General features: G+C 62.3%; 20 protein-coding genes and 1 pseudogene. 7 read left to right on the top strand and 14 right to left on the bottom strand.

Annotation, left to right across the window (positions count from 1 at the left end; all coding sequences use genetic code 11):
- Positions 1-64 precede the first annotated feature (64 nt).
- Complete coding sequence (gene gcl, locus F8N80_RS19595; protein ID WP_150749150.1) at positions 65-1,840, bottom strand: glyoxylate carboligase; 1,776 nt, start codon at positions 1,838-1,840, stop codon at positions 65-67.
- 107 nt (positions 1,841-1,947) lie between these two features.
- On the opposite strand from gcl, the gene F8N80_RS19590 reads away from it, so the two are divergent.
- Positions 1,948-2,856, top strand: a complete 909-nt coding sequence (locus F8N80_RS19590; RefSeq protein WP_150749151.1) for a LysR family transcriptional regulator — start codon at positions 1,948-1,950, stop codon at positions 2,854-2,856.
- A 37-nt stretch (positions 2,857-2,893) separates the two neighbouring features.
- Here the strand turns inward: F8N80_RS19590 and F8N80_RS19585 are convergent, their stop codons facing one another.
- From F8N80_RS19585 to F8N80_RS19575, 3 genes are all read right to left on the bottom strand, one after another.
- On the bottom strand, positions 2,894-3,820 hold the full coding sequence (locus F8N80_RS19585; RefSeq protein WP_150749152.1) for a sugar ABC transporter substrate-binding protein: 927 nt from the start codon (positions 3,818-3,820) through the stop codon (positions 2,894-2,896).
- Between the two features lie 99 nt (positions 3,821-3,919).
- Positions 3,920-4,708, bottom strand: coding sequence for a TIM barrel protein (locus tag F8N80_RS19580; RefSeq protein WP_150749153.1), 789 nt, complete (start codon positions 4,706-4,708; stop codon positions 3,920-3,922).
- On the bottom strand, positions 4,705-5,727 hold the full coding sequence (locus F8N80_RS19575; RefSeq protein ID WP_150784514.1) for a Gfo/Idh/MocA family oxidoreductase: 1,023 nt from the start codon (positions 5,725-5,727) through the stop codon (positions 4,705-4,707). Before F8N80_RS19575 ends, F8N80_RS19580 begins: the two co-directional genes overlap by 4 nt.
- 187 nt (positions 5,728-5,914) lie before the next feature.
- Between F8N80_RS19575 and F8N80_RS19570 the strand changes: the two genes are divergently transcribed.
- The gene (locus tag F8N80_RS19570; RefSeq protein WP_191632951.1) at positions 5,915-7,945 is read left to right on the top strand and encodes a sigma-54 interaction domain-containing protein; all 2,031 of its coding nucleotides are present in this window, start codon (positions 5,915-5,917) and stop codon (positions 7,943-7,945) included.
- 17 nt (positions 7,946-7,962) lie between these two features.
- On the opposite strand, the gene F8N80_RS19565 is transcribed toward F8N80_RS19570, so the two are convergent.
- The gene (locus F8N80_RS19565) at positions 7,963-9,012 is read right to left on the bottom strand and encodes a substrate-binding domain-containing protein (RefSeq protein WP_150784513.1); all 1,050 of its coding nucleotides are present in this window, start codon (positions 9,010-9,012) and stop codon (positions 7,963-7,965) included.
- 182 nt (positions 9,013-9,194) lie between these two features.
- On the opposite strand from F8N80_RS19565, the gene F8N80_RS19555 reads away from it, so the two are divergent.
- From F8N80_RS19555 to F8N80_RS19540, 4 genes are read left to right on the top strand one after another with little or no spacing between them, the layout of a single operon-like run.
- On the top strand, positions 9,195-10,307 hold the full coding sequence (locus F8N80_RS19555; protein ID WP_150745663.1) for a fatty acid desaturase family protein: 1,113 nt from the start codon (positions 9,195-9,197) through the stop codon (positions 10,305-10,307).
- A 37-nt stretch (positions 10,308-10,344) separates the two neighbouring features.
- Positions 10,345-10,665: a MocE family 2Fe-2S type ferredoxin gene (locus tag F8N80_RS19550; RefSeq protein ID WP_150745664.1), complete on the top strand. Its 321-nt coding sequence runs from the start codon at positions 10,345-10,347 to the stop codon at positions 10,663-10,665.
- Between the two features lie 18 nt (positions 10,666-10,683).
- A complete protein-coding gene (locus F8N80_RS19545; protein ID WP_150784511.1) occupies positions 10,684-11,925 on the top strand; it encodes an NAD(P)/FAD-dependent oxidoreductase in 1,242 nt (413 codons plus the stop codon).
- A gap of 1 nt (position 11,926) precedes the next feature.
- Positions 11,927-12,781 carry a sugar phosphate isomerase/epimerase family protein gene (locus tag F8N80_RS19540; protein WP_150745666.1) on the top strand — a complete coding sequence of 285 codons (855 nt, stop codon included), beginning with the start codon at positions 11,927-11,929 and terminating at the stop codon, positions 12,779-12,781.
- A 242-nt stretch (positions 12,782-13,023) separates the two neighbouring features.
- Here F8N80_RS19540 and F8N80_RS19535 read toward each other — a convergent pair whose 3' ends face one another.
- Positions 13,024-14,739, bottom strand: coding sequence for an amidase (locus F8N80_RS19535; protein ID WP_150784510.1), 1,716 nt, complete (start codon positions 14,737-14,739; stop codon positions 13,024-13,026).
- A gap of 435 nt (positions 14,740-15,174) precedes the next feature.
- On the opposite strand from F8N80_RS19535, the gene F8N80_RS19530 reads away from it, so the two are divergent.
- The gene (locus F8N80_RS19530) at positions 15,175-16,851 is read left to right on the top strand and encodes an MFS transporter (protein WP_150745668.1); all 1,677 of its coding nucleotides are present in this window, start codon (positions 15,175-15,177) and stop codon (positions 16,849-16,851) included.
- A 43-nt stretch (positions 16,852-16,894) separates the two neighbouring features.
- On the opposite strand, the gene F8N80_RS19525 is transcribed toward F8N80_RS19530, so the two are convergent.
- The 8 genes and pseudogenes from F8N80_RS19525 to F8N80_RS19490 all read right to left on the bottom strand — a co-directional run bounded on the left by F8N80_RS19525 (position 16,895) and on the right by F8N80_RS19490 (position 23,659).
- A complete protein-coding gene (locus F8N80_RS19525; RefSeq protein ID WP_150784509.1) occupies positions 16,895-18,124 on the bottom strand; it encodes a hypothetical protein in 1,230 nt (409 codons plus the stop codon).
- A 574-nt stretch (positions 18,125-18,698) separates the two neighbouring features.
- Positions 18,699-19,658, bottom strand: a complete 960-nt coding sequence (locus F8N80_RS19515; protein ID WP_150745670.1) for a PDR/VanB family oxidoreductase — start codon at positions 19,656-19,658, stop codon at positions 18,699-18,701.
- Positions 19,659-19,661: 3 nt separating this feature from the next.
- Positions 19,662-19,814, bottom strand: a complete 153-nt coding sequence (locus F8N80_RS19510; RefSeq protein ID WP_191632950.1) for a RidA family protein — start codon at positions 19,812-19,814, stop codon at positions 19,662-19,664.
- A complete protein-coding gene (locus tag F8N80_RS19505; RefSeq protein WP_150784508.1) occupies positions 19,811-20,845 on the bottom strand; it encodes an aromatic ring-hydroxylating oxygenase subunit alpha in 1,035 nt (344 codons plus the stop codon). The genes F8N80_RS19510 and F8N80_RS19505 overlap by 4 nt, the downstream gene beginning before the upstream one ends.
- Before the next feature lie 21 nt (positions 20,846-20,866).
- Positions 20,867-21,094 (bottom strand): recombinase-like helix-turn-helix domain-containing protein, encoded by a 228-nt coding sequence (locus tag F8N80_RS19500; protein ID WP_150784507.1) that lies wholly within the window; start codon positions 21,092-21,094, stop codon positions 20,867-20,869.
- Between the two features lies 1 nt (position 21,095).
- Positions 21,096-21,182, bottom strand: a pseudogene (locus F8N80_RS32215) (hypothetical protein); the annotation flags it as partial.
- Between the two features lie 18 nt (positions 21,183-21,200).
- Entirely contained in the window at positions 21,201-22,166 is a 966-nt protein-coding gene (locus F8N80_RS19495) for a VOC family protein (protein ID WP_150745673.1), read from the bottom strand.
- Entirely contained in the window at positions 22,163-23,659 is a 1,497-nt protein-coding gene (locus F8N80_RS19490; RefSeq protein ID WP_150784506.1) for an aldehyde dehydrogenase, read from the bottom strand. Before F8N80_RS19490 ends, F8N80_RS19495 begins: the two co-directional genes overlap by 4 nt.
- Positions 23,660-23,663 lie beyond the last annotated feature (4 nt).

Genomic DNA, 23,663 nt, shown 5'->3' with positions numbered 1-23,663 from the left:
AATGTTGAATGGTACGACGCCTTCGCGGGCAAGCCTCGCTCCTACAGGGGGGAGCGGTCAGCCGTTAATCGAGCAACGAAATCGCCGTTGGCGCATCGTTGCCGACCAGCGCCAGGTCTTCGAATTCGTTGACGGCGTTGATCTCGGTGCCCATGGCGATGTTGGTGACGCGCTCCAGAATGACTTCGACCACCACGGGCACGCGATGCCGGGCCATGAGCTCGCGGGCCTCGGCGAAGGCGGCCTGCAGATGCGCCGGATCGGTTACGCGCAACGCCTTGCAGCCCAGTCCTTCAGCGACTGCGACGTGGTCGACCCCGTAGCCTTCGAGTTCCGGGGCATTGATATTGTCGAACGCCAGCTGCACGCAATAGTCCATGTCGAAACCCCGCTGGGACTGGCGAATCAGCCCGAGATAGGCGTTGTTCACCACCACATGAATGTAGGGCAACTTGAACTGCGCGCCCACCGCGAGCTCTTCAATCATGAACTGGAAGTCGTAGTCGCCGGACAGCGCAACGACCTGGCGCTGCGGGTCGGCCTTGACCACGCCCAGCGCCGCCGGAATCGTCCAGCCCAATGGCCCGGCCTGACCGCAATTGATCCAGTGGCGGGGCTTGTAGACGTGAAGGAACTGCGCGCCGGCAATCTGCGACAGGCCGATGGTGCTGACGTAGCAGGTGTCCTGGCCGAAAAAGCGGTTCATCTCTTCATACACCCGTTGCGGCTTGATCGGCACGTTGTCGAAGTGCGTCTTGCGTTGCAGGCGGGCTTTGCGTTCCTGGCAACTGCTCAGCCAGGTTGCGAAGTTTTTCAGGCGACCGGCCGTATGCCATTCACGGGCGACTTCCAGCAGCATGAGCAGGGCGCTGCCGGCGTCCGAGACGATGCCCAGTTCCGGCATCAATACCCGGCCGATCTGGGTGGGCTCGATGTCGATGTGGATGAACCGGCGCCCCTCGGTGTACACCGGGATCGAGCCGGTATGCCGGTTGGCCCAGCGATTGCCGATGCCGATCACTACATCCGATTCGAGCATCGTTGCGTTGCCGTAACGGTGGGATGTCTGCAGGCCGACCATGCCCGCCATTTGCGGGTGGTCATCGGGAATGCAGCCCCAGCCCATCAGGGTCGGAATCACCGGAATGCCGGTCAGTTCGGCGAACTCCACCAGCAGGGCCGACGCGTCGGCATTGATGATGCCGCCACCGGCGACGATCAGCGGGCGTTCGGCCTGATTGAGCAGGGCCATGGCTTTTTCCGCCTGTTGGCGACTGGCTTTGGGCTTGACCACGGGCAGGGGTTCATAGGCGTCGATGTCGAACTCGATCTCGGCCATCTGCACGTCGAAGGGCAAGTCGATCAGGACCGGACCCGGACGGTCACTGCGCATGATCTGGAAGGCCTTCTGAAAAACATAGGGGACCTGGCCAGGTTCCAGCACGGTCGTGGCCCATTTGCACACCGGCGCGGCGATGCGGGAAATATCCACGGCCTGGAAGTCTTCCTTGTGCAGGCGGGCCCGCGGGGCCTGGCCGGTGATGCAGAGGATCGGTATCGAATCGGCAGACGCCGAATACAGGCCGGTGATCATATCGGTACCGGCCGGGCCCGAGGTGCCAATGCACACGCCGATGTTGCCGGCCACGGCGCGGGTGTAGCCCTCGGCCATGTGCGACGCGCCTTCGACGTGACGGGCCAGCACGTGATCGATGCCGCCCAATGCCTTGAGCGCGGCATACAGCGGATTGATCGCAGCGCCGGGAATGCCGAATGCGGTGTCGATGCCTTCGCGGCGCATCACCAGGACGGCGGCTTCGATAGCTTTCATGAGGGGCATGGGGGCTCTCCTGGATTCGATATTTTTTGTACATCGATAGCATCCATTTGTTAGCCTGCTTTGTGAATTGTCAGTTTTATCGTTTCTGTCGGTATCAGGAGTATCGAATGGATCGTTACACGGAATTACGCAGCTACGTGCTCATAGCGTCCCGTGGCAGCTTTGCGGCCGCAGCCTTGGCCGACGGCGTGACACCGGTGATCATGGGGCGGCGCCTGACCGCATTGGAGCAGCGGCTCGGGGTCAAGCTGATCCATCGATCAACCCGCGGGCTGACGCTCACCGAACTGGGTGAGGCCTACCTGGAGCAGGCCAAGGTCTTGCTGCAGTCGTTCGACGAGATTGATGCGAGCATCAGCGAGAACCGCGGCGCGGTGCGCGGCCACCTGATGATCACCGCGCCGGCCGGCTTCGGCCGACGGCATGTGGCCCCGCATGCGCCGGAATTCCAGGCGCGGTTTCCGGATCTCAAGCTGTCCCTCGACCTGACCGACAACGTCATCGATCTGGTGCGCGAGGGCTATGACATGAGCATTCGCATCGGTGAAGTGCTGGACCCCAATTACGTGGCGATCACCCTGGCCGCCAACCGCCGGGTGGTCTGCGGTGCACCGGGTTACTTTGCCGCCCACGGCACCCCCCGGACCCTCGAGGATCTCGCTCACCACAACTGTCTGGCTTTTAGCCTGCAGGGAGGGCAACACCGGGGCTGGACCTTCCAGAAAGACGGCCGGCAGGTGGCGGTCAAAGTGGCCGGCAATCTTTACTGCAACGACGGCGAACTGCTGTTTGACTGGGCCAAGCAGGGCCTTGGCATTTGCTGGCGTTCGGTCTGGGAAATCCAGAGCGAGCTGCAAAGCGGCGAACTCACCACGGTGCTCGATGAGTTCGCCTTGCCCAGCTACGACATCCAGGGTGTGTACCCCCAGCAACATTACCTGCCGGCCAAGGTGCGCTTCTTCATTGCCTTCCTCAAAGAGGTCTACAGCCGCCCGGGTTATTGGGTGCGCAGCTAGATCAGCGAATGTCCGGTCGATCAGGTGTCTCCCGGACCTATTTGTAACGCTGCTCGAACACCGCCACCTGATCGGGCGTGATCAGCTCAAAGGGCACCCAGACATCCGACTCGACCGGCTCACCCTTGATCATACTGGTGGCTGCCTGCAGGGCACGGGTCGCCTGGGCCTTGGGGTCCTGGAAGACCGAGGCGACCAGCATCCCGCGCTTGACGGCCGCCAGGCCATCGGGCAGACCGTCGATGCCGACGATCGCAATCTCGCCCTTGGCTTTGCCGGCTTGCTGCAGGGCCATGGCCGCGCCGATGGCCATCTCGTCGTTATTGGCGACGATGGCATCGAAGCGGCTGCCGGCCAGCAGCCAGTTGCTGGTCAGGTCCATCCCCTTGTTGCGTTGCCACTCGGCACTTTGTTGTTCGACGACCTTGATCCCGGGATAGTCCTTGAGCACCTGTTTGACGCCTTCGGTGCGGTCGTGGGTGGAGTTTTGCGCGAGGTCGCCCATGATGATCGCCACATTGCCTTTGCCCCCGAGCTTGTCGGCCAGGTAGCGCATCTGCAGTTGCCCGGCCTCGATGTCATTGGATGCCACCGTGACTACGCCTTTGGGCAACACGCGTTCGTCCGGGTGGCGGTTGACGTAGACCAGGGGTGTCTTCGCCGCGACGGCGGCGCGGGTCATGTTGGCGGTGGCGGCGGTATCCACGGGCAGGACGATCACCGCATCCACGTTCTGGCTGAGGAAGCCCTCGACCTGATTGAGCTGGCGAACCACATCGCCCTGGGCGTCCTCGAACTGGATCTGCACGTTATCTTTTTTGGCGGCTTCTTCCAGGCCGCTGCGCACATAGGTCATGAAGTTGTCGTCGACCCGGGCGATGCTGACGCCGATGCGATAGTCGGCGGCGGCCCATTGGCTGAAGAGTGATAACAGCGTGGCAAAAAGCAGAGTGCAGCGACGCATGGTGGTGTTCCTTTTGTTGTTATGAGTCGACATTCATCAGGACCGACAGGAGCCTTTCTGGCGCTCCCGGCAGCGGTTTCGCCGGGAGCGCCAGTGTCCTCAAGCCAGGGTGAAGGCCTGTCGAAAGCGTTCCAGTGCCGCTTCGCTGTCGCCGCTGGCCCAACCCTCGAGCCCGACGACACCGGTGTATCCCATGCCGAACAGGGCTTTGGCAATGGCCGGGTAATGGATTTCGCCGGTGCCGGGCTCCATGCGCCCGGGAACGTCGGCGACCTGGATTTCACCAATGGCGCTGCCGGCACGCTGGATCAGTTCGATCAGGTTTCCTTCGCCGATCTGGGCGTGGTAAAGGTCCAGGTTCATTTTCAGATGCGGGCTGCCCACGGCCTCGATCAGCGCCAGGGTATCGTCGGCGCGGGCGAACGGAGTGCCGGGATGGTCCACCTCGGTATTGAGGTTTTCCAGGAGGAATACCCGGCCTGCCTCTTCGCCCAGGCGAGCGATTTTTTCCAGAGTCTTGCAGGCGCTCAACCACATGCGTCCCGTGGTGAGGGCCACCGGTTTGACCGGCAATCCCTTGTCGCCCAGGCCCGTGCCATGCAGGTTCAGGCTCGGGCAATTCAGTTGCGCGGCGACGGCCAGGGATTCCCGTGCACTGTCGAGCAGCTGCTGGATATCCTCGGGGTCGGTCAGGTTGCCCGAGATGTAGCCGGTCATGGAGGTGAAGTCAGCGCCGGTGGCGACCAGGGCGGCGATGTCTTTGTGGGTCCAGTCCCAGATTTCGGCGCTGAAGCCCAGCGCGTGAATCCGTTTGACCCGTTCGGTGAACGGCAGGTCGAGGAACACCATTTCGGCACTGATCGCCAGTTTGAACGGAATGAAACTCATGGACGGCCTCCTTGCACGCGTACGGTCTTGCCTTGCTGGAAGGATTCGATACAGGCGCGGGCAATGGCCAGTGCCGCCCGGGCATCTTCGCCGCTGGCCAGGGGTTTTGCGCCGGTGCGCAGGCAGTCGACAAAGTGATTGAGCTCGGCCACATAGGCATCGCGCAGCAGGTCGGTGTCCAGGCGCTGGGTGTCGGCCTGGATGCCGTTGGCCAGGTAGCGCACCAGGTCGCCGTCATTGACGCTGCCCATGCTCAGCATGCCGGCGCTGCCGAACACTTCACCCCGGACATCGTAGCCATAGACCGCCTGGAAATTGGCCTCGGCCGTGGCGATGGCGCCGTTGTCGAAACGGATCGTGACCACTGCGGTGTCGAGAAATCCTTTGTCCTTGTAATCCGGTGCGATCAGGGCATCGGCCATGACAAACACCTCGACCGCTTCGGCGCCGGGGTTCAGGTAGCGCAGGGTATCGAAGTCATGGATCAGGGTTTCGAGGAAAATCACCCACTGCGGCGAAGCAGCCGGATTGTTCAGCGCCGGATCGCGCGTCAGTGAGCGCAGCAGTTGCGGAGTACCGATACGGCCGGCGACCACGTCGAGGTGGGCCGTGCGAAAGCTTTTGGCAAAGCGCCGGTTGAAACCGACCTGCAGCGGCACGCGCGCATCGGCGGCGGCGGCGATGGCGCGGTCGGCCTCGTCCAGGGTAATGGCCATGGGTTTTTCACAAAACACGCCTTTGCCGGCCCGGGCCGCACTGATCACCAGCTCGGCATGGCTGCGAGCCGGGGCGGCGATCAGGACCGCGTCGATTTCCGGGTCATCGAGCAGTTGCTGTGGATCGGTATAGACCTTCTGCACCCCCAGCTCGGCCGCCAGGCGCGCGGCCTGGCCGGGGGTCGGGTCGGCGATGGCGGCGAGGCAGGCGCCGGGAATGTGCCGGGCGGCCGTCAGGCCGTGAAAGCTGCCCATGCGGCCGGCACCGATGAGACCCAGGCGGATGATTTTGGACGTGCTCATGAAATGACTCCTTTTTTTTGTTATTCAATGACGAGACAGCAGGAATGTCCTCGCTGGTACAGAGCAAGGAGCAAAGGCTGTGCCAATATTTAAGCTATTGATATTTAAGGAGTTTGTTGAGATGGCTTGAAATAAGTGTTCATTCGAATGACATGTCTATAATGACATGTCAAAAATATGAACATGGATGCCGATGATGGTGAGCCCACAGTTGATGGCTTTCAGCGAGCAAGACCTCGATTACATCACCGCTCTGGGTCCTGCATCGTTGAACGAAGGGCCGATCGCCGAGCTGGACGAGGCCTGGCTGGCGTGCCTGAACGGTCGCAGGGATCGACCTTGCGGGGTCAGGCAGCTGATTTGGGACTCCTGGGTACGCAGTGTCAGTGCCGGTCTTGATCCGGATGATGGCCAGTACCGGTTTGTCGCCCCCGCCGTGCTGGCCGCGACGCTGGCGGCCAATCGTGTGTTGATCGCCGCGGCGGCGGAGGTCATGCGCGGCTTGCTGGCCTACAACCCCAGGGGCCACATCAACCTGACCGACGCCGACGGCACGACCCTGTATTTCTGCGGCCTGGACCTTACGCCTGTAGGCAGCCGGCTGCTGGAGTCGGTACAGGGCACCAATTGCACGGGACTGGCGCTTGCCGAAGATCGACTGGTGTATGTGCTGGCCGAGGAAAATTTCGGCAGCGGCCTGCGCCGGCGTCGCATGCATTGTGCCGCCGCGCCGATCCGCGATGCTCAGGGCAGGACCCTCGCCATGCTGACCCTGACCGCGGAGCCGGGCTGGTTTCATTTCCACACCCTCGGCACCGTCCAGGCGGCGGCCGAAGCGGTCGCGCGGCAGATGGCGTTGCAGGCCTTGCTCGAAGAGCAGCAAACCGTGCTGGAAGTGCTCAACGAGGGCCTGGTGGTGCTGGATGAGCGGGGCTGCATCAAGGCGCTCAATCGCTATGCCCGGCAGTTGTTCCGCGTCGGCCGCGATCTGCTGGGCAGCCCGTTCCAGCGCCTGGGCCAGAGCGAACTGACCGATGAGATGCTGCGGCGCGGCGGGGAAGGGCAGCAGTATGAAGGGATAAGAGACCTGGAATGCACCTTCGAGCTGCATGATCGCAGCCAGCTGGCGTGCCTGGTGTCGGTGTGCGCACTGGAGCAGGGTGGGCGCATTGTCTCGTTGCGCGAGAACCGGCGTATCCGCGAAATTACCCGGCGTCTCATCGGCACTCAAGCCAGCTACACCTTCGAGACCATCCAGGGCAGTTCGCGGGCGATCCAGGACGCGTTGCACCTGGGGCGGATCGCCAGTCGCAGTGATTCGACCACGCTGATCCTCGGTGAAAGCGGGACCGGCAAGGAGCTGTTCGCCCAGGCCATCCACAACGCCAGCGAACGTTGCAGCGGCCCGTTCGTGGCGGTCAATTGCGGGGCCATTCCGCGGGATCTGGTGCAGAGCGAACTGTTCGGGCATGTCGAGGGCGCCTTCACCGGATCGGCCCGCGGCGGCTCTGCCGGCAAGTTCGAACTGGCCGATGGCGGCACCATCTTCCTCGACGAAATCGGTGACATGGCGTTCGATGCCCAGGTCAGCCTGCTGCGGGTTTTGCAAGAAGGTGAGGTGACGCGGGTGGGCGCAAAAAAATCCCAGCAGGTGGATGTGCGCATCATCGCCGCCACCCACCGCAACCTGAGCCAGGCCGTGGCCGAGGGCGCCTTCCGTGAGGACCTTTACTACCGGCTCAACGTCCTGAACCTGACGGTGCCGCCGTTGCGGATGCGCCGGGAAGATATTCCCTTGCTGGCGCGACATTTTCTCGGGCGGTGTGCCCGGTCGCTGCGCAAATCGGTACAGGGCATCTCGCCCCAGGCCCTGGAAATTCTTGCGGCCTACGGCTGGCCGGGCAATGTTCGCGAGCTGGAAAACACCATCGAGCGCGCGACCAATCTGGCGACGACCGCGCTGATCCAGCCAGAGGATCTGCCGCTGGAAATCAAGCAACGACTACGGCCGTCGGCGCCGGGGAGCTTGCCTGCACCTCAGGCCGCCCCGGACCTCGGCACCCATGAAATGAATGCGATCATCGCAGCCCTCACGGACACCCGCGGCAACATCCGCCTGGCCGCCAGGCAACTGAACGTTTCCCGGGGCGGGCTGTACAACAAGATGACCCGGTTCGGCCTGAGTGCCGACGCGTTCCGTGCCGGCCCCGAGCGCTGACGGGGCCGCTCACCGTGTCAGGCCCGGGCGTTCTCCGAGGTCATGATCTGCAACGGAACATGGATTCGATGCCGTAGCGGGTCGAACGCCGGCGAGGTCTGCAGCTCGACCAGCAAGTCGACCAGTGCTGTCGCCATCAGGCGTGGCTGGGAGTCGATGACCAGGCTGATCAAGCCCTGGTCCAGGGCGTGGCGCGACAGTTCGGTCGACTCCTGCAAAATACAGCACAGCGACGGTCGCTTCGGCAACTGCGCCAGGGCGCTGATGATGCCGTCGCCGCCCCCTCCGACCACGCACAGCCCGCGCAAGTCGTCATGGCGCGCCAGGAGTTCCAGGGTCGCTTCTTCGGTGACGTCGCAGTTGTCCATGTTGATCACCGCATCGAGTAGCCGCAACCCCGGAGCGTGCTTCGTCAGGTAGCTGTGCAGGCCATCGAGTCGGGCCTGGTGGCCGAGAAAGCGGTGGCCGCCGAGCAGGACGCCGATGCTGCCTTTGCGGGCGCCACAGGTGTGAGCGAGCAGCCAGCCCATGGTGCGTCCGACCTCATGATTATCCAGGCCGACATAAGGCTCGCTCGCCGTCTCATCGATGTCCGACAGCAGCGCGATCACCGGTACGCCGGCCTCTCTGATCTGAGCGATGGCGGCGTTGATCAGCGGGTGCGCGAAGCTGACCACCGCCAGGCCATCGCACTGCACTGCCAGTTGTTCGATCTGGGCAATGATGGCGCTGGGTGTGCGATCGAACACATATTCAAATCGACAGCTCAGGTTGGCGCCGGCGTGTCGCTGCGCGGCCTCGGTGATGGCGGCCGCAAGATTGCCATAGAACGCCTGGGCGGTACCGAGCAGCAGGATGCCGAAACGATAGCTGGGACGACGTTCGCGGATCCGCTGGCCGATCAGCCGGGCGGCGAAATAACCGACCGCTTCGGCGGCCTGGAACACCTGTTCGGCGGTGGCCGGGCTGACCGGTGCCCTGGCGTTGAGTACCCGGTCCACGGTGGCCACGCTCAAGCGCGCGTGCTCGGCGACGGTGGCGATGGTGGGGCGTTTATTGTTGTTCATGGTGGGTCCCGAAAACGCCTTGATAGAAAACTATCAAGCCTTGCTGGGCCTGGATGATAGCTTGATAGGGAATGTATTCAAGGGCTTGAGGGTGATTTGCGCGCTCTCTATATTTTCTCCAGCGATGCCACCCCGCATCCAGGCAAGTGACTCAAACCATCAAGCTTGCGGAGAATAATAAAATGCCTGAACGAAACGCAGCCTTTGAACACCAAGGTAAACCCGGGCCTCGGGATTATCGATTGACCGGCCCCGAAGCCGCCAGGGCGGCGGAAAAAGGCCTGGTATCGGCCAGTTGGTACCAATCGCCCATTTCCCGAAAACGCATGAAGGAACTGATGCAGCGCCGCGACGGCCCGGCCCTGCGCGATACCGCGATCTGGCTGTCGGCGATGGTAGTGACCGGCTTCGGTGGCTACTGGTTTTGGGGCTCCTGGGCCTGCGTTCCGTTCTTCTTCGTCTACGGGCTGCTCTATGGCACGGCGTCCAATGCGCGCTGGCATGAAACGGGACACGGCACGGCCTTCAAGACCCGCTGGATGAATGACGCGATCTACCAGCTGTCGAGCTTCATGTTCATGTTCGAACCCCAGGTCTGGCGCTGGAGCCATGCGCGGCACCACACCGACACCATCATCGTCGGCCGCGATCCGGAGATCGTCGAACCCCGTCCGCCGAGCCTGATCAATATGGTCCTGAGCCTGTTCAGAATGCCTTACGCATGGCACACCATGAAGTCTGTCTGCAGGCATGCGCTGGGGCGGATGGGCGAGGAAGAGCAGACGTTCATCCCCGAATCCGAGTGGCCCAAAGTGGTGCGGGATGCGCGCGTCTGGCTGGTGATTTACGGGCTGGTCGTGGGCACTGCGCTGTACCTGCAGAGCTGGTTGCCGCTGATGTTCATCGGTCTGCCGACGCTCTATGGCGGTTGGCTGTCCTACCTGTTCGGCCTGACGCAGCATGTCGGCCTGGCTGAGGACGTGCTCGATCACCGCAGCAACTGCCGCACCATCTACATGAACCCGGTGCTGCGTTTCATGTACCTCGACATGAATTATCACCTTGAGCATCACATGTATCCGATGGTGCCTTTTCATGCACTGGCGCAGCTTCACGAGGAGATCCGCCGCGACTGCCCGCCGCCTTATACCAGTCTGTTCGAGGCCTTCAAGGAAATCATCCCGACCATCTGGAAGCAGCGCAAAGACCCGACGTATTTCGTCCGTCGGCCTTTGCCACCGCGCGCCGAGCCTGCCGCAACCGTCCAGGCGCAAGCTGAAGTCACACCGGCCTGACACCGTCCTGTTTGTACCCCCGACAAGAGAAAACGCCATGACCGAGCAATGGATCGATGTATGTGCCGTGGGCGAGATAAATGAAGAAGACGTCATTCGTTTCGACCATGGACAGCACACCTATGCCGTGTACCGCTCCGCCGACAGCGAGTTTTTCGCCACGGCTGGGCTATGCACCCACGAATCCATCCACCTCGCCGATGGCCTGGTGATGGAGCATGTCATCGAGTGCCCCAAGCACAACGGACGATTCGACTACCGCTCCGGCAAAGCCCTCGGCGCACCGGTGTGCGTCAACCTCAAGACCTATCAGGTCCGGGTCGAGGCGGGTCGTGTGCTGCTCGCCATCAGCGTTTGACAGCACGGAGTCCGAGCCATGAATTCTGCCAATGCTCCACTGGTCATCGTCGGCGCCGGGCATGCGGGTGGCCGCGCGGCGCTGACCTTGCGCGACGAAGGTTATCGCGGTCGCCTGATCCTGATAGGCGACGAATCCCACGCGCCCTATGAACGTCCGCCGCTGTCGAAGGGACTGTTGCAGGGCACGATGGATCTGGCGGGCTACAGCTTGTGCGATAGCGCCCGGCTCGCCGAACTGGACATCGAACACCTGGCGGGTAACCCGGTGCAAGGCCTGGATCCGCAGCAGCATCGTCTGCAGTTGGCCGATGGCAGCTGGCTGCAGTACGCCGGTTTGCTGCTGGCGACCGGGGGCAGGGCGCGACGGCTGCCCTCGGTGCCCGGGCATCTGTTGAATGTGCTGTATCTGCGCACCCATGACGAGGCGCTTGCACTGCGTACTGCGCTGCAGCCCGGCACTCGATTGGTGGTGATCGGGGGCGGCTTCATCGGCCTCGAAGTCGCCGCCACCGCTCGCGCCTTGGGCTGCACGGTGACCTTGCTCGAGGCAGGTCCGCGCCTGGCGGGCCGGGTCCTGCCGAAGCGACTGTCCAGTGTCCTGCTGGCGTTGCATCGCAGCCAGGGCGTGGATGTGCGGCTGAACGTGGCCATCGAGGCGGTGCAGGGCACCACTGGGGTTGAATCGGTGCAACTGGTCGACGGCCAGCTGCTGCCCTGCGATCTGGTGGTGGTGGGTATCGGCATGCAACCCAATATTGAGTTGGCCGCGGCCGCAGGGCTCGAAGTCGGCCAGGGCATTCGCGTCGATGCCCAACTGCGCACCAGCGCGCCGGACATCTTTGCAGTGGGCGATGTCTGTGAGTTTCGCTTGCACCCGCAAGGGGTTTTCCAGCGCCAGGAAACCTGGCGCAACGCCGAAGCCCAGGGCCGCCACGCCGCGCTGAATCTGTTGGGCGGCGAATTGCCCTTCGAGGTCATTCCCGGTTTCTGGTCCGATCAGTACGACTGGGGGTTGCAGACGGTGGGGGTGATTTCAAACACAGAACCCACGGCGAGCCGGGCAACTTCGGGGGGCGGTTTCCTGATGTTCTATCTCGATGCCGAGCAGCGTTTGCAAGGCGCCTGCGGCTGGGGGCAAGGCAATAGCATCGCCAGGGACATCAAGCTCTGCGAGCGGCTGATCGCTCACCCCAATCCGCTTTCGGTAGACGCTTTGGCCGACGCCGATGTGCCGCTCAAACAATTACTACGGAGCTGACATGCGTGAATTCCTGGTATTTCAGTCGCTTTGGGCCATGCAGGATCACCGCGGCCAATGCGACCTTTCCATAGAAGCACAGCTGGAACAGATCGCCGCCGCCGGCTTCGACGGCATCACCGACCATTTCTGGGTCGGGCAGCATGCCGCACGCCTGAGCAGCGCCGCCAAGGCGCAGGGCTTGCAGATTGAGGGACAGGTGTTCCCGCGCACCGTGGATGATCTGGCGGCGGCGATCGATGTTGCGTCCCGCCATGGCTGCCACCACCTCACGCTGCAAGCCGACGTCAGGCCGCGCACGCTGGCGCAGGCCATCGAACTGATCGAAGGCTGGCAGCGCCTGGCCGAGCAGGTGGACTTCCCGATCCTCCTGGAAACCCACCGTTATCGCCTCACCAGCGACCTGTTGTTCACCCTCGACATTCTCGCTGAAATGCCCGACCTCAAGCTGTTGGCCGACTTGTCCCACTATGTCGTGGGCCGCGAACTGCCGGAGCCGGCCGCTGCGGAGGATGACCGGCAGATCCAGACCATCCTGCGCCACAGTTGGGGGTTTCATGGCCGTGTCGCCAGCTGCGAACAGGTTCAGGTGGCGTTGAGCTTCGCCCGGCATCGTCCCTGGCTGGAGCGTTTTCTTGGCTGGTGGCGCTATGGGATCGAGGATTGGCTGGCGCGACCGAATACGCCCGCCAGCCTGTCCTTTACCTGCGAACTCGGTCCGCCACCCTATGCCATCACGGGGGCCGATGGCGCAGAGATCACTGACCGCTGGGCCGAGGCGCTGATGCTCAAGGATTTGATCCGCGAGCTGTGGAGAGATTGCCAGGCACGGGCTTTAGAGGCTCGCAGACTCTGAGGCCCCGGCGCTGCAAGGGCGCACACAAATCCCGAATCCGGCAAAGATCCAATGTGGGCCGGAGCCATGCCCATACCTCCCAGGTACCCGCAATCCCTTGTGGGAGCGGGCTTGCTCGCGAAGACGGCGGCCCCATCAACATCGCAGTGACAGACAAATCGCTTTCATCGGAATGCCGCCCGGAGCAATCCCGCTCCCACATTATTTTGAATGGATGCGGGCCAGAGCGCCTGGGCGACTTTTTACTTTTTGCTACCCGCCAATGGCGGGGTCCTAGGTGGAATCAAGCGCTTCGCCCCCGTCGACTCAAACGCCGCAGCCAAACGCAACAACGTCGAATCGTCATACGCACGACCGGCAAACGTCAGCCCGACCGGCATGCCGATGTCGGGCATGATGCCCATCGGCACAGTGACCGTGGGCACACCCAGGTGGCGGATGGCGAGGTTGCCGTTGGCGACCCAGATGCCGTTACTCCAGGCGATATCCGCAGACTGCGGGTCGACGTCGGCATTCGCCGGCGCAACGTCGGCTACCGTCGGGAAAATCACTGCATCGAGTCCCAGCCGATCCATCCAGTCCTCCAGATCGATTCGACGGGTCTGCTCCAGCCCGCGCAGGCCATCCGGCACCGTGGCGATCTGGTCCCAGGGTGTGATGCCGCGCTCGGCCATCCGCACATACTCGTCCATGCCCGCGACAAGGTCGCCCTCGCGGTTGGGCAGGGTCCCCGGGTCGTGGGGGAAAATCAGCGGCCCGTCGACATCGACCAGACGATTCAGTTTTGGATCGCCATTGGCTTGCAGGAAATCATCGAACGCCCAGGCCGTCAGATCCCACAATTCATGATGCAGGAACTCCTTGGACACCAGGCCCCGGGTAAACACCGTCGGCGCACCCGGCCGATCACCCTCGCAATTGGAGACCATCGGGAAATCGACCTCGAGCACTTCGGCCCCCGCAGCTTCCAGTGCCTGGCGCGCCTCTTTCCAGAGCCCGATCACCGAAGGGCGGGTGTTGATCCGCTGCCCGGTCGGACCGCCGATACCCGGCGCATCCGCGGTGCCGGCTTCGGGATCGGCGTTGATGTACATGCGCGGAACGCCAAAGCGTTTTCCGGCGAGCGCAGCGCTATTCGCCGCGAGCGATGCATAGGAGGCGGGGCGCACCGAGGCGACACTCGGAATCGGTACCCAGGGTTGCATCCGCCACAGATCGCCCCGGGTGTCGGGATCCTCCGCGACCACCACGTCGAGCACCTCGAGCAGGTCCGCCATGGTTCGGGCAAACGGCACCACAACGTCCATGGTCGGGGTCAATGGCCAGTTGCCGCGCACCGAGATCACCCCCCGCGACGGTATGTAGGCACACAAGCCATTGTTCGACGCAGGCCCGCGGCCGCTCGACCAGGTTTCTTCAGCCAGGCCGAAGGCCGCGAAACTGGCGGCGGTGGCAGTCCCGGCGCCGTTCGACGAGCCCGAGGCGAAGGGGGCGGTGAGGTAATCGGCGTTGTACGGGCTTTCCGCTCGGCCATAGACCCCGCGCTGCATGCCGCCGTTGGCCATGGGCGGCATATTGGTCTTGCCCAGGCAAATCGCACCCGCGGCGCGCAGCCGTTCGATGGTGAACGCATCGCGATAGGCGATCAGGTTGGCGAATGCCGGACTGCCAGAGGCTGCTGTCAGCCCCTTGACCAGATAACTGTCCTTGGCCGTATAGGGGATGCCATCGAGCGGACCCAGGGTCTCGCCCTTGGCCCGACGGGCATCGGACGCCCGGGCCTCCTCGAGTGCAGCGGGGTTGCGCACCACGACCGCGTTGAGGGCGGTGGGCGTGTCGGGTCCGTCATAGGCGTCGACCCTGGCAAGGTAGGCCTGGACCAGTTCGACCGCGGTGGTCCGGCCTGATTCGAGCGCCGCACGCAGTTCGGCAATGGAGACTTCGGTGACTTCGATCATGCTGTTACCACCGGCTGCAGAAGGGGGAGGCCGCGAGTGTTTTCATCACGCCGGATCCTGGAGGCAAGGACATTACTGTTGTCAAAAAGGTTGCTCATAACGGTTCTCGTTGCATTGCATTACGCGACAGGGGCTGGGCTTACGACCTGAGCGTTCTATTTAACACCAGGCCCGGGAGTCGGTGTAAGGGTTCTGCCCCCAGTGTGGGCGTCTGGCTGAAAAGGGTAATGGTCGGGCAAGTAACTGCTTTTGGCGAGTGGATATCTGCGCGAAGCCGATTATGCTTCAGGAAACCTTGCAGCGATGCAAGGCCGTCACCTGTGTGCATGCTTTGCGCAATCCATAATCCGATGACATCAGCCCCAGGGCCAGGGTGCGGCAAGAAGGTAGTGGGGTACTCCGGCCTATAAATAACAACAAAGACGGAGAATACTTATGCCCGCAATCGACAATGCAACGGCGCGCAGCGCGCCCCACCACGGGCTTACCAAGGAGGAGCGCAAGGTCATTTTTGCCTCGTCCCTGGGCACCGTGTTCGAGTGGTACGACTTTTACCTTTACGGCTCGCTTGCCGCGATCATCGCCAAGCATTTCTTCGCCGGGGTCAACGAGACAACCTCGTTCATCTTCGCGCTGCTCGCGTTCGCCGCGGGCTTCGCCGTACGCCCCTTTGGCGCCATCGTGTTCGGTCGCCTGGGGGACATGATCGGGCGCAAGCACACCTTCCTCATCACCATTGTGATCATGGGTATCTCCACGGCCATCGTCGGCTTCCTGCCCGGCTACGCGACGATCGGTGTGGCAGCGCCGATCATCCTGATCACCCTGCGCCTGCTGCAAGGCCTGGCCCTGGGCGGTGAGTACGGCGGTGCGGCGACCTACGTGGCCGAACATGCGCCCAAGGGCAAGCGCGGCTACTTCACTTCGTGGATCCAGACCACCGCGACCCTCGGCCTGTTCCTTTCGCTACTGGTGATTCTTGCCTGCCGCACCATCCTCGGCACTGAAGCCTTCGAGGCCTGGGGCTGGCGGATTCCGTTCCTGCTGTCGATCCTGTTGCTGATCGTCTCGGTGTACATCCGCCTGCAACTCAGCGAGTCGCCGGTGTTCCTGAAAATGAAGGCCGAAGGCAAGTCTTCCAAGGCGCCGCTGACCGAATCCTTCGCTCGCTGGGACAACCTCAAGATAGTGATCATGGCGTTGCTCGGCGGCACTGCCGGCCAGGCCGTGGTCTGGTACACCGGGCAGTTCTATGCGCTGTTCTTCCTGCTGCAGACGCTCAAGATCGACCCGCAGACCGCCAACCTGTTGATCGCCGGCTCGCTGCTGATCGGTACGCCGTTCTTCGTCATATTCGGCAGCCTGTCCGATCGCATCGGCCGCAAAGGGATCATCATGGCCGGCTGTATCCTCGCGGCGTTGACCTACTTTCCGATCTTCCATGCGCTGACCCAATACGGTAACCCTGACGTATTCGCCGCGCAGGCGAAGAACCCGGTCACGGTGATTGCCGATCCCGCCCAGTGCTCGTTCCAGTTCGACCCGGTGGGCAAGGCCAAATTCACCAGTTCCTGCGACCTGGCGAAGACCGTGTTGGCAAAGCGGGCCATCCCCTATGAAAACGTGAAGGCCGAGCCGGGCACCATTGCGCAGGTGCGCATCGGCGACAAAGTCATCCAGAGCTTCGAGGGCACCGGCATGCCGGCCGCCGACTTCAAGGCCAAGAACGACGCCTTCGTCGTGACCCTCGGCTCCTCGCTCAAGGAAGCCGGCTACCCCGAGAAGGCCGACCCGGCCAAGACCAACTACCCGATGGTGCTGCTGCTCCTGACCATCCTGGTGATCTACGTCACCATGGTCTACGGCCCGATCGCCGCCTGGCTGGTGGAACTGTTCCCGGCGCGCATCCGCTACACCTCGATGTCGCTGCCGTACCACATCGGCAACGGCTGGTTCGGCGGCTTCCTGCCCACGGTGGCATTCGCCATGGTCGCGGCCACGGGTGATATCTACTACGGGCTGTGGTACCCGATCATCATCGCGGTGATGACGGCGATCCTGGGTATTTTCTTCCTGCCGGAAACCAAGGATCGGGACATTCGTCACACCTGAGGTTGGCGGTTGCCCTCTCCCGCGGGGGAGAGGGCAACGCGCATCAGAAGTAGTACCCGATATTGATATTGGTCCGGTAGTACCACTCGTTGCTGCCGATCGAACTGGTATTGGTAAAGCCGGTACCGTTTTCCGCACCGCCGTAGGGGTTGGCGTTTTTTGCCCAGGTCAGGTCGACCCATGCCATGATCGGCATCGCCAGAAATTGTGCGCCGACGGTGTACATCTGCGAATCGTCCCAACCGCTCTGGTCTTTCATCATGCGACTGTAGTCGTTGTACAGTTTGATCTTCTTCAATTGCCCCAGCTTCGGCGTCGCAATGTCATAGCCAATGTTCAGCGAAGCGATGGTTGCCTTGGACGCGATCAGGTACGCGGGCGTCAGGCCGTTGCCACCCATCAGCACCGAATCGTTGCTGACGCCGGCCGGATTTTTCGGGTCGTACTCGTAGCGGATGCCCTGGGTGCTGACGGTCCATTGGCCGGCATTGATCACGGCGTGAATGCCGCCGGCCCAGTAATCACCGTCGTCCCGGGTGGTGGCGTTGTACAGCTGGGCCGCGGCCACCGATGCCCCGACCTCGGCTTTCCAGCCGTCGTTGACAAAGGTTCGCGCGACGCGGGCGTTGATCTGGTTGTGCTTCTCGTTGTCCTGGCGCGACTGGGTGAAGGGGATCGCATTGTCCTTGAGGTCGGCGTAGCGTCCGACTTCCGGCGAGTAGCGAATGTCCGAGGGCATCATGCGCGGGAAATACCCCAGTTGCAGGTCCCAGTCCTTGTCCTTGTAGCTGTACTTCAAACCCGACCCGGCGCTGACGCCATACCCCATGAAGAAGGGCAGGTGATAACTCCAGCCGAATTGCGGGTAGGGTTCGAGACCGAAAGGCTTGAATGGCGCGCCCAGTTGCAGGTTTGATTGGCTGTTGATGCGGTAGCCAACGAAGCCACGGTCGATGGAGCGTTTGCCGTCGTCCTGGAACCAGTAGCCGACGTCACTGAACAGGTTTTTGTAGGTCGCCTGCACGTCGATGCGGAAGGTGTCGAAGAGAAACCGACCATTGTTTTCGGTGGTGTCCCAATGCTCGTCGCGGTAATTGGTGCGCAGGGCGCCGCCGATGTCGAGGCTGCTTTGGCCATCATCGCTGCGCCAGGCGATGTGCGGGAAGGGCTTTTTACCGGTAGCCGAGGTCACGGGCGCGGCAGGGCCGGGTTCGCCGGCGAAACTGACGCAGCTGCTCATCATCAGCCCCAGGCATATCACGTAATTCTTCATGCTCACTTCCCCTGCAATATTGAGCGCTACAAAGTGACCGGCAACACTGTTTCGCTTGCCTTGAAAGTGGCAATGGGCGAATGACTTCGAGTGTTGCGGTATTGGAGTGCGTTTTTGTCTTGAGTGTTTCGTAGGTGATACGGCGTTTGACCTATGAACTTGAGGGGAATAGAGCAGAAACCATGCCACTGTTGGGTGGTGTTTTTTTCCGAATAAAATCCAGTAAAAACAATTGTTTATATGGGAAACGCAGTTCTTTGTATTGCCCGTGGAACGTGGGCCTCAAGGAGTAACGAAACTGCACGTTATGTGTGCGCCCTTACTCGACTTGCATAAAAAGGCCTCTCACGGGGAAACACAGATAACGCAATACCTGTAGGAGCCTGGCTTGCCGGCGAAGAACGATAACGCGGTCTAACAGATGCACCGCAGCGCCTGCTTCGCGGGCAAGCCTCGCTCCTACAAGGAGAACGTGCCCAAGCTGGAAAATGAGGTGGCTTCCAAGCCGGTGAATGCCCCAAAAAAAAGGCCGACAAAATGGTCGGCCTGTTTAATGGATGAAATAGAACGGCGGTTATAAGTCGAGTACCAGGCGGCGACTCTTGCAACCCGACACACAGACCATCATTGATTTATTAGCCGCACGCTCGGCCTTGGTCAGCACGCCGTCGCGATGATCGACATCACCTTCCAGGACCCGTGTCTCGCACGAACCACACACCCCTTCACGACAGCTGTATTCAATGTCGCAACCTGCCTCGAGCAACACGTCGAGCAAACTCAAGCCCGGCTCGATCGACAGGGTCTTGCCGGTTTTTTTCAGCTCGACGCTGTAACTGCTCTGCGCGTCTGTGGACGGCGGCAATTCCGCCGCCGCGAATCGCTCGATATGGGCATGGGGATAACCGAGGCCTTCGCAGGTGCTTTCGAAGGCATCGAGCATCGGCGTCGGTCCGCAGCAATAGAAATGCGTGTCACCAGGCTGGCCCGCCAGGTAGGCGCTCAAGTCCGGTGGCATGCCTTTTTCGTCGTTGAAGTGATAAACCACCTTGGCGCTCAGGCCGCTGAGTTCTTCGACCAACGCGGCTTCCTGCCGTGAACGGGCGCAGTAGATCAGCTCGGCGGATTTTCCCAGCGCCAGCAGTTGGCGGAACATGCAGTAGATCGGCGTGATGCCGATGCCACCGGCCACCAGCACGCTGTGTCTGGCGCTGAGGTCGAGCTGGAAGTTATTGCGCGGCGACGAGATCGGCAGCTGCATGCCGACGCGCAATTGGCCGTGCACAAATTCCGAGCCGCCACGGCTGTTGCGATCGCGCAGGATGCCGACCACGTAACGGCCGCGATCGCTCGGCGAATTGAGCAACGAGTAGCTGCGCACCAACCCGTTGGGCAGGTGCAGGTCAATGTGCGAACCGGCTTCGAACGGGGCGAACACGGTGTCGCCATACGGCCGCAACTCGACACTGATGATGCCTTCGGCTTCATAGCGCAGGGTATGCACGAGCGCGGTGAGGGGGGAGGAATTGGACATCGGTCACCTCTTTTCGACAGTTCGCAAATCGAGATCGAGACGCGCGCCGGCCTCAATCTCCACCCACAGTTCAGGAAACACCAGCGCGCTCACTTCAACCCGCGTGGCGGTCGGGAACAGCGCTTGTCCGACGAAGCGGTCACGCCGCGCGTTCATGGCAGCTGCTTCGCGTCAATAAACTCAAGCTGGGCCTTGGCCGCATTTTTCAGGTAGCGGCGCAGGCGCACCACACCGAGGTCATGCTGGTACAGGTTTTCCCGCTGGTTGGCGTCCGGTTCCATGAATTCGAGTAGCACCCGATCCTGTTCCAGCACCGCCCAGTGCCGTGCTTCCAGGCGATTTTTGTAGAGGAAGCGCCAGGTGTCGCGCTGCCAGCCGGTGAGTGGACGGCAACGCCAGTGGAACACCGCCGACAAGGAGCGGCTGCTCGGCGTGTAGCTGCCGATGATGGTGAAGTTGCCGCCGGGGCCGCCGGTTTTCGGGTACGGGATTTCCAGGCGCAGCCAGTGGCAGCTGTTGTCCATGAATTCGGTCCAGTCGAAATTCACCCCGCGCTGGCCTTCCTTCTCGAAGAAAAAACCATGGTCGGTGTCGCGGGTGACGAACTTGGCCGTGGCTTCGCCTTCGCTCATTGAGTGCGACATCTTGTGCAGGTAGGTGCCGTGCATCGGGTCCATGACGTTGTCGATGACATAGCGGTAATCGCCTTGCCACTCGGCGTAGCACAGGAAACTGCTCCATTGCGGGGAGGTCAGTTGCTCGGGCAGGACCAGTTCCGGCGGGGTGTCCTCGTGCGGGTCGGCGGCGTTGTAGAGAAAGATCGCGCCAGCGGCTTCACGGGTGTGGAACATCCGCGTCGGGCGGCTGCCTTCGAGTTTGCAACCCGGGCTGCCGGGGACTTTGGTGACGGTGCCATCGCAGCGCACTTCGACGCCGTGATAAGGGCATTGCAGGCGGTCACCCAACACCGGCCCCTGGGACAACGGCGCGCCGCGATGCGGGCAGTGATCTTCCAGGGCATGCACGCTGCCGTCATTGTCGCGCCACAGGGCAATCTTGTAGCCCAGGCGACGGATCGACACGGGTTTTTCACCCAGCTGATCGGAGGGCAGTACCGGAAACCACAGGTTCTTCAAGCCGTTGGCCAAGAGGTTTTCAACAGGATCGACGGTTGTATTCATGTTCATTTCTTATTGTCCTCCGGCGGGTCATTCGCCCAGCCGAGCCATCAGGGTTTTATAGGCATCCACTGTCCACTCGCCGGTGGTCAGCGGGCAGGGCGGCCCGGCCCGGTTCAGGTGCGCGAGCAGGTCGGGCAGCTCGGTCACGCCATTGCCGAAGGCGCGCTCGATGGAGTCGCCCAGCAACTCTTCGAACGGGGTGTTGGGCCGTTTACGGGCCTGATGCGGCTCCAGGTAGGGTTCGGTATTGCTCATCTCATTGACCTCCATTGCGTACCCGTTCGCGGATCATTTCGCGCACGGGAATAAAATCGTACGTCGGGAACACCTCAGTGCTGAACACGCTCATGCTCGTGTCCGCTCAGGGTTTCGGTTTGTCGGTAAGGAACTTGCCCTGCGGTGCTTCGACGTTTTGCTGGCGACGGGTATTGCCATCGATGCCGCCGGCAATTGCCCATTCGGCGAATACCGTCGGGCCGGGTTCAAAGCTGCGTGGCTGCCATTCGCCAGTCAGTTGGTCTTCGTCGGCGTAGTACTCGACCAGCGCGCCGGCCGGGTTCTTGAAGTACCAGAAGAATGCCGACGACACCGGGTGCCGGCCGGGGCCGATTTCCGTGGCCCAGCCGCGGCGGGAAATGTGCATGCCGCCGCCGAACACTTCGTGCACATCGCGCACGGTGAAGGCGACGTGGTTCAGGCCGGCGCGAGGGGCGGGCAGTTGCAGCATGAACAGGTCGTGATGACCACCTTCTTCGGCGGTGCGCAGGAACGCGCCCCGATCCGGATAGCGGTCCGAGGCCTGGAAGCCGAAGCGCTCGTGGTAGAAGGCTTCGCAGGCGTTGACGTCCTTGACGAAGAACACCACGTGCCCGACTTCGATCGGCGTGGCGCGGTCGTAGATCGGCGCGGCCTTGTTGATCCGGCCCTTGGTTTGCCAGGTGTTGTGCCCGCTGCACTCGATCTGCAGTTCGCGCTTGCGGGTCACTTGCAGGCGGATCGCCAGGCCATTGGGGTCGGTGCAACCAATGCGTCCGTCAGTTTCGATGAAGCCGGGATCGTTGGCGATGCGCTCGCTGTACAGCTTCAGGTCAGCCTCGCTTTCCACGCCCCAGACCACTTCGCGCACGGTCGAACCGGCTTCGATGGCCGGCGGCAGCCCGGCCTTGTTGATGTCGGCGAGCACCACGCGGCAGCCGTTGAGGGTTTCGAAGATCACCTCGTCCGCTTGTTCGCTGACTTTGCTCAGGCCCCAGTCGCTGAAGAACCGCGCGCTGGTGTCCAGGTCCTCGACGCCGTAGGTGACTTCATCAATGCCTGAAACGCTCATAATCCAGCCTCCCGTTGCACACCGGCCCAGGCCAGTGGCTGTTCATTCATGCCCCAATAAAGGCTTTTCTGTTCCATGTACTGCAGGATGCCGAGGCGCCCTTTTTCACGGCCCAGGCCGCTGTCACGCCAGCCACCGAACGGGGTGGAAATCGAGAACTGTTTGTAGGTGTTGATCCACACCGTACCGGCCTGGATTTTTCGACCCAGGGCCCAGGCGTGCTTGTAATCGCGAGTCCAGATCCCGGCGGCGAGGGCGTACAGGCTGTCGTTGGCTTGCTCGAGCAATTGCGCTTCGTCATCGAACGGCATGGCCACCAGCACCGGGCCGAAGATCTCTTCCTGGCACACCTGTTGGCTGTTGTTCAAGCCTTCGAGGATGGTCGGCGGGTAGTAGTAACCCTGGTCGTAAACGCCGCCGCCGGGACGCTTGCCACCCAGCAGCAGACGTCCGCCTTCAGCGAGCCCCAGCGCAACGTAGCGCTCCACCGACTCGCGATGACCGGCGCTGATCAGCGGGCCCATTTGCGTGCGCTCATCCGCCGGATCACCGACCCGCAGCTCGGCCGCCGCTGCTACCAGACGCGCCATGAACGGCTCGTACAGAGAGCGGGCGACAAACAAACGCGAACCGGCGATGCAGGCTTCGCCCGAAGAGCTGAAGATGCCATACAACACACCGGCCACCGCGTGATCGAGGTCGGCATCATCGAGGACGATGGTCGGCGATTTGCCGCCCAGTTCCAGTGATACCGGCATCATTTTGTCGGCGGCGATGTGGGCGATGTGTTTGCCGGTTTTGGTGCCACCGGTGAACGACACGCGCTTGACCAGCGGGTGACGGGTCAAGGCATCACCGAGCAGCGAACCCTTGCCCGGCAATACACTGAGCAGACCTTTCGGCAGCCCGGCCTCTTCGCAGATGCGCGCCAGTTGCAAGGCCATCAGCGGGGTGATTTCCGCCGGTTTGATCACCACCGCGTTGCCGGCCGCCAGAGCGGGAGCGACCTTCTGCGCTTCGCTGGCAATCGGCGAATTCCACGGGGTGATCGCGGCGATCACGCCCATCGGCTCGTAGACGCTCATGCTGACGAAATCACCACGGGACGGCGTGATGGTTTCTTCGAGGGTTTCACAGGCCGCGGCGAAGAACTGGAAGGTGCCGGCCGCGCTGGCCACCAGGGCACGGGTTTCGTTGATCGGTTTGCCGTTGTCCTGGCGCTGCAGCTGCGCCAGTTCTTCACTGCGTGAGCGGATCAGTTCGGCGATGCGGTACAGCACGCTGGCCCGCTCGTGGGGTTTGCGCTGGGCCCAGCCGCTATGCAAGAACGCCTGATGCGCACCTTGCACGGCGTCTTCCACGTCTTCGACACTGGCGGCGTTGAGCCAGGCAACGGCCTCGCCGGTGGCCGGGTAGCAGGTGGCGTAGCGCTCACCGCGGCCCAGGCGCCATTGGCCGGCAATGCAGATGGGTAAAGTCTGTTCGAGAGTCATTGGC

The sequence above is a fragment of the Pseudomonas fluorescens genome (assembly GCF_902497995.1).
GTDB lineage: Bacteria > Pseudomonadota > Gammaproteobacteria > Pseudomonadales > Pseudomonadaceae > Aquipseudomonas > Aquipseudomonas fluorescens_BK.
Note: the sequence above shows the minus strand (reverse complement) of the source record. Positions and strands in the feature narration are given on the sequence as shown.

Bases quoted from the DNA above. Each gene is read 5' to 3' on its own strand.
- F8N80_RS19585 (WP_150749152.1), bottom strand. From the start codon at position 3,820: ATGCGTCGCTGCACTCTGCTTTTTGCCACGCTGTTATCACTCTTCAGC.
- F8N80_RS19500 (WP_150784507.1), bottom strand. From the start codon at position 21,094: ATGAGCAATACCGAACCCTACCTGGAGCCGCATCAGGCCCGTAAACGG.
- F8N80_RS19555 (WP_150745663.1), top strand. From the start codon at position 9,195: ATGCCTGAACGAAACGCAGCCTTTGAACACCAAGGTAAACCCGGGCCT.
- F8N80_RS19530 (WP_150745668.1), top strand. From the start codon at position 15,175: ATGCCCGCAATCGACAATGCAACGGCGCGCAGCGCGCCCCACCACGGG.
- F8N80_RS19490 (WP_150784506.1), bottom strand. From the start codon at position 23,659: ATGACTCTCGAACAGACTTTACCCATCTGCATTGCCGGCCAATGGCGC.
- F8N80_RS19540 (WP_150745666.1), top strand. From the start codon at position 11,927: ATGCGTGAATTCCTGGTATTTCAGTCGCTTTGGGCCATGCAGGATCAC.
- F8N80_RS19510 (WP_191632950.1), bottom strand. From the start codon at position 19,814: ATGAACGCGCGGCGTGACCGCTTCGTCGGACAAGCGCTGTTCCCGACC.
- gcl (WP_150749150.1), bottom strand. From the start codon at position 1,840: ATGCCCCTCATGAAAGCTATCGAAGCCGCCGTCCTGGTGATGCGCCGC.
- F8N80_RS19570 (WP_191632951.1), top strand. From the start codon at position 5,915: ATGCCGATGATGGTGAGCCCACAGTTGATGGCTTTCAGCGAGCAAGAC.
- F8N80_RS19545 (WP_150784511.1), top strand. From the start codon at position 10,684: ATGAATTCTGCCAATGCTCCACTGGTCATCGTCGGCGCCGGGCATGCG.
- F8N80_RS19525 (WP_150784509.1), bottom strand. From the start codon at position 18,124: ATGAAGAATTACGTGATATGCCTGGGGCTGATGATGAGCAGCTGCGTC.
- F8N80_RS19590 (WP_150749151.1), top strand. From the start codon at position 1,948: ATGGATCGTTACACGGAATTACGCAGCTACGTGCTCATAGCGTCCCGT.
- F8N80_RS19565 (WP_150784513.1), bottom strand. From the start codon at position 9,012: ATGAACAACAATAAACGCCCCACCATCGCCACCGTCGCCGAGCACGCG.
- F8N80_RS19550 (WP_150745664.1), top strand. From the start codon at position 10,345: ATGACCGAGCAATGGATCGATGTATGTGCCGTGGGCGAGATAAATGAA.
- F8N80_RS19505 (WP_150784508.1), bottom strand. From the start codon at position 20,845: ATGAACATGAATACAACCGTCGATCCTGTTGAAAACCTCTTGGCCAAC.
- F8N80_RS19515 (WP_150745670.1), bottom strand. From the start codon at position 19,658: ATGTCCAATTCCTCCCCCCTCACCGCGCTCGTGCATACCCTGCGCTAT.
- F8N80_RS19580 (WP_150749153.1), bottom strand. From the start codon at position 4,708: ATGAGTTTCATTCCGTTCAAACTGGCGATCAGTGCCGAAATGGTGTTC.
- F8N80_RS19495 (WP_150745673.1), bottom strand. From the start codon at position 22,166: ATGAGCGTTTCAGGCATTGATGAAGTCACCTACGGCGTCGAGGACCTG.
- F8N80_RS19575 (WP_150784514.1), bottom strand. From the start codon at position 5,727: ATGAGCACGTCCAAAATCATCCGCCTGGGTCTCATCGGTGCCGGCCGC.
- F8N80_RS19535 (WP_150784510.1), bottom strand. From the start codon at position 14,739: ATGATCGAAGTCACCGAAGTCTCCATTGCCGAACTGCGTGCGGCGCTC.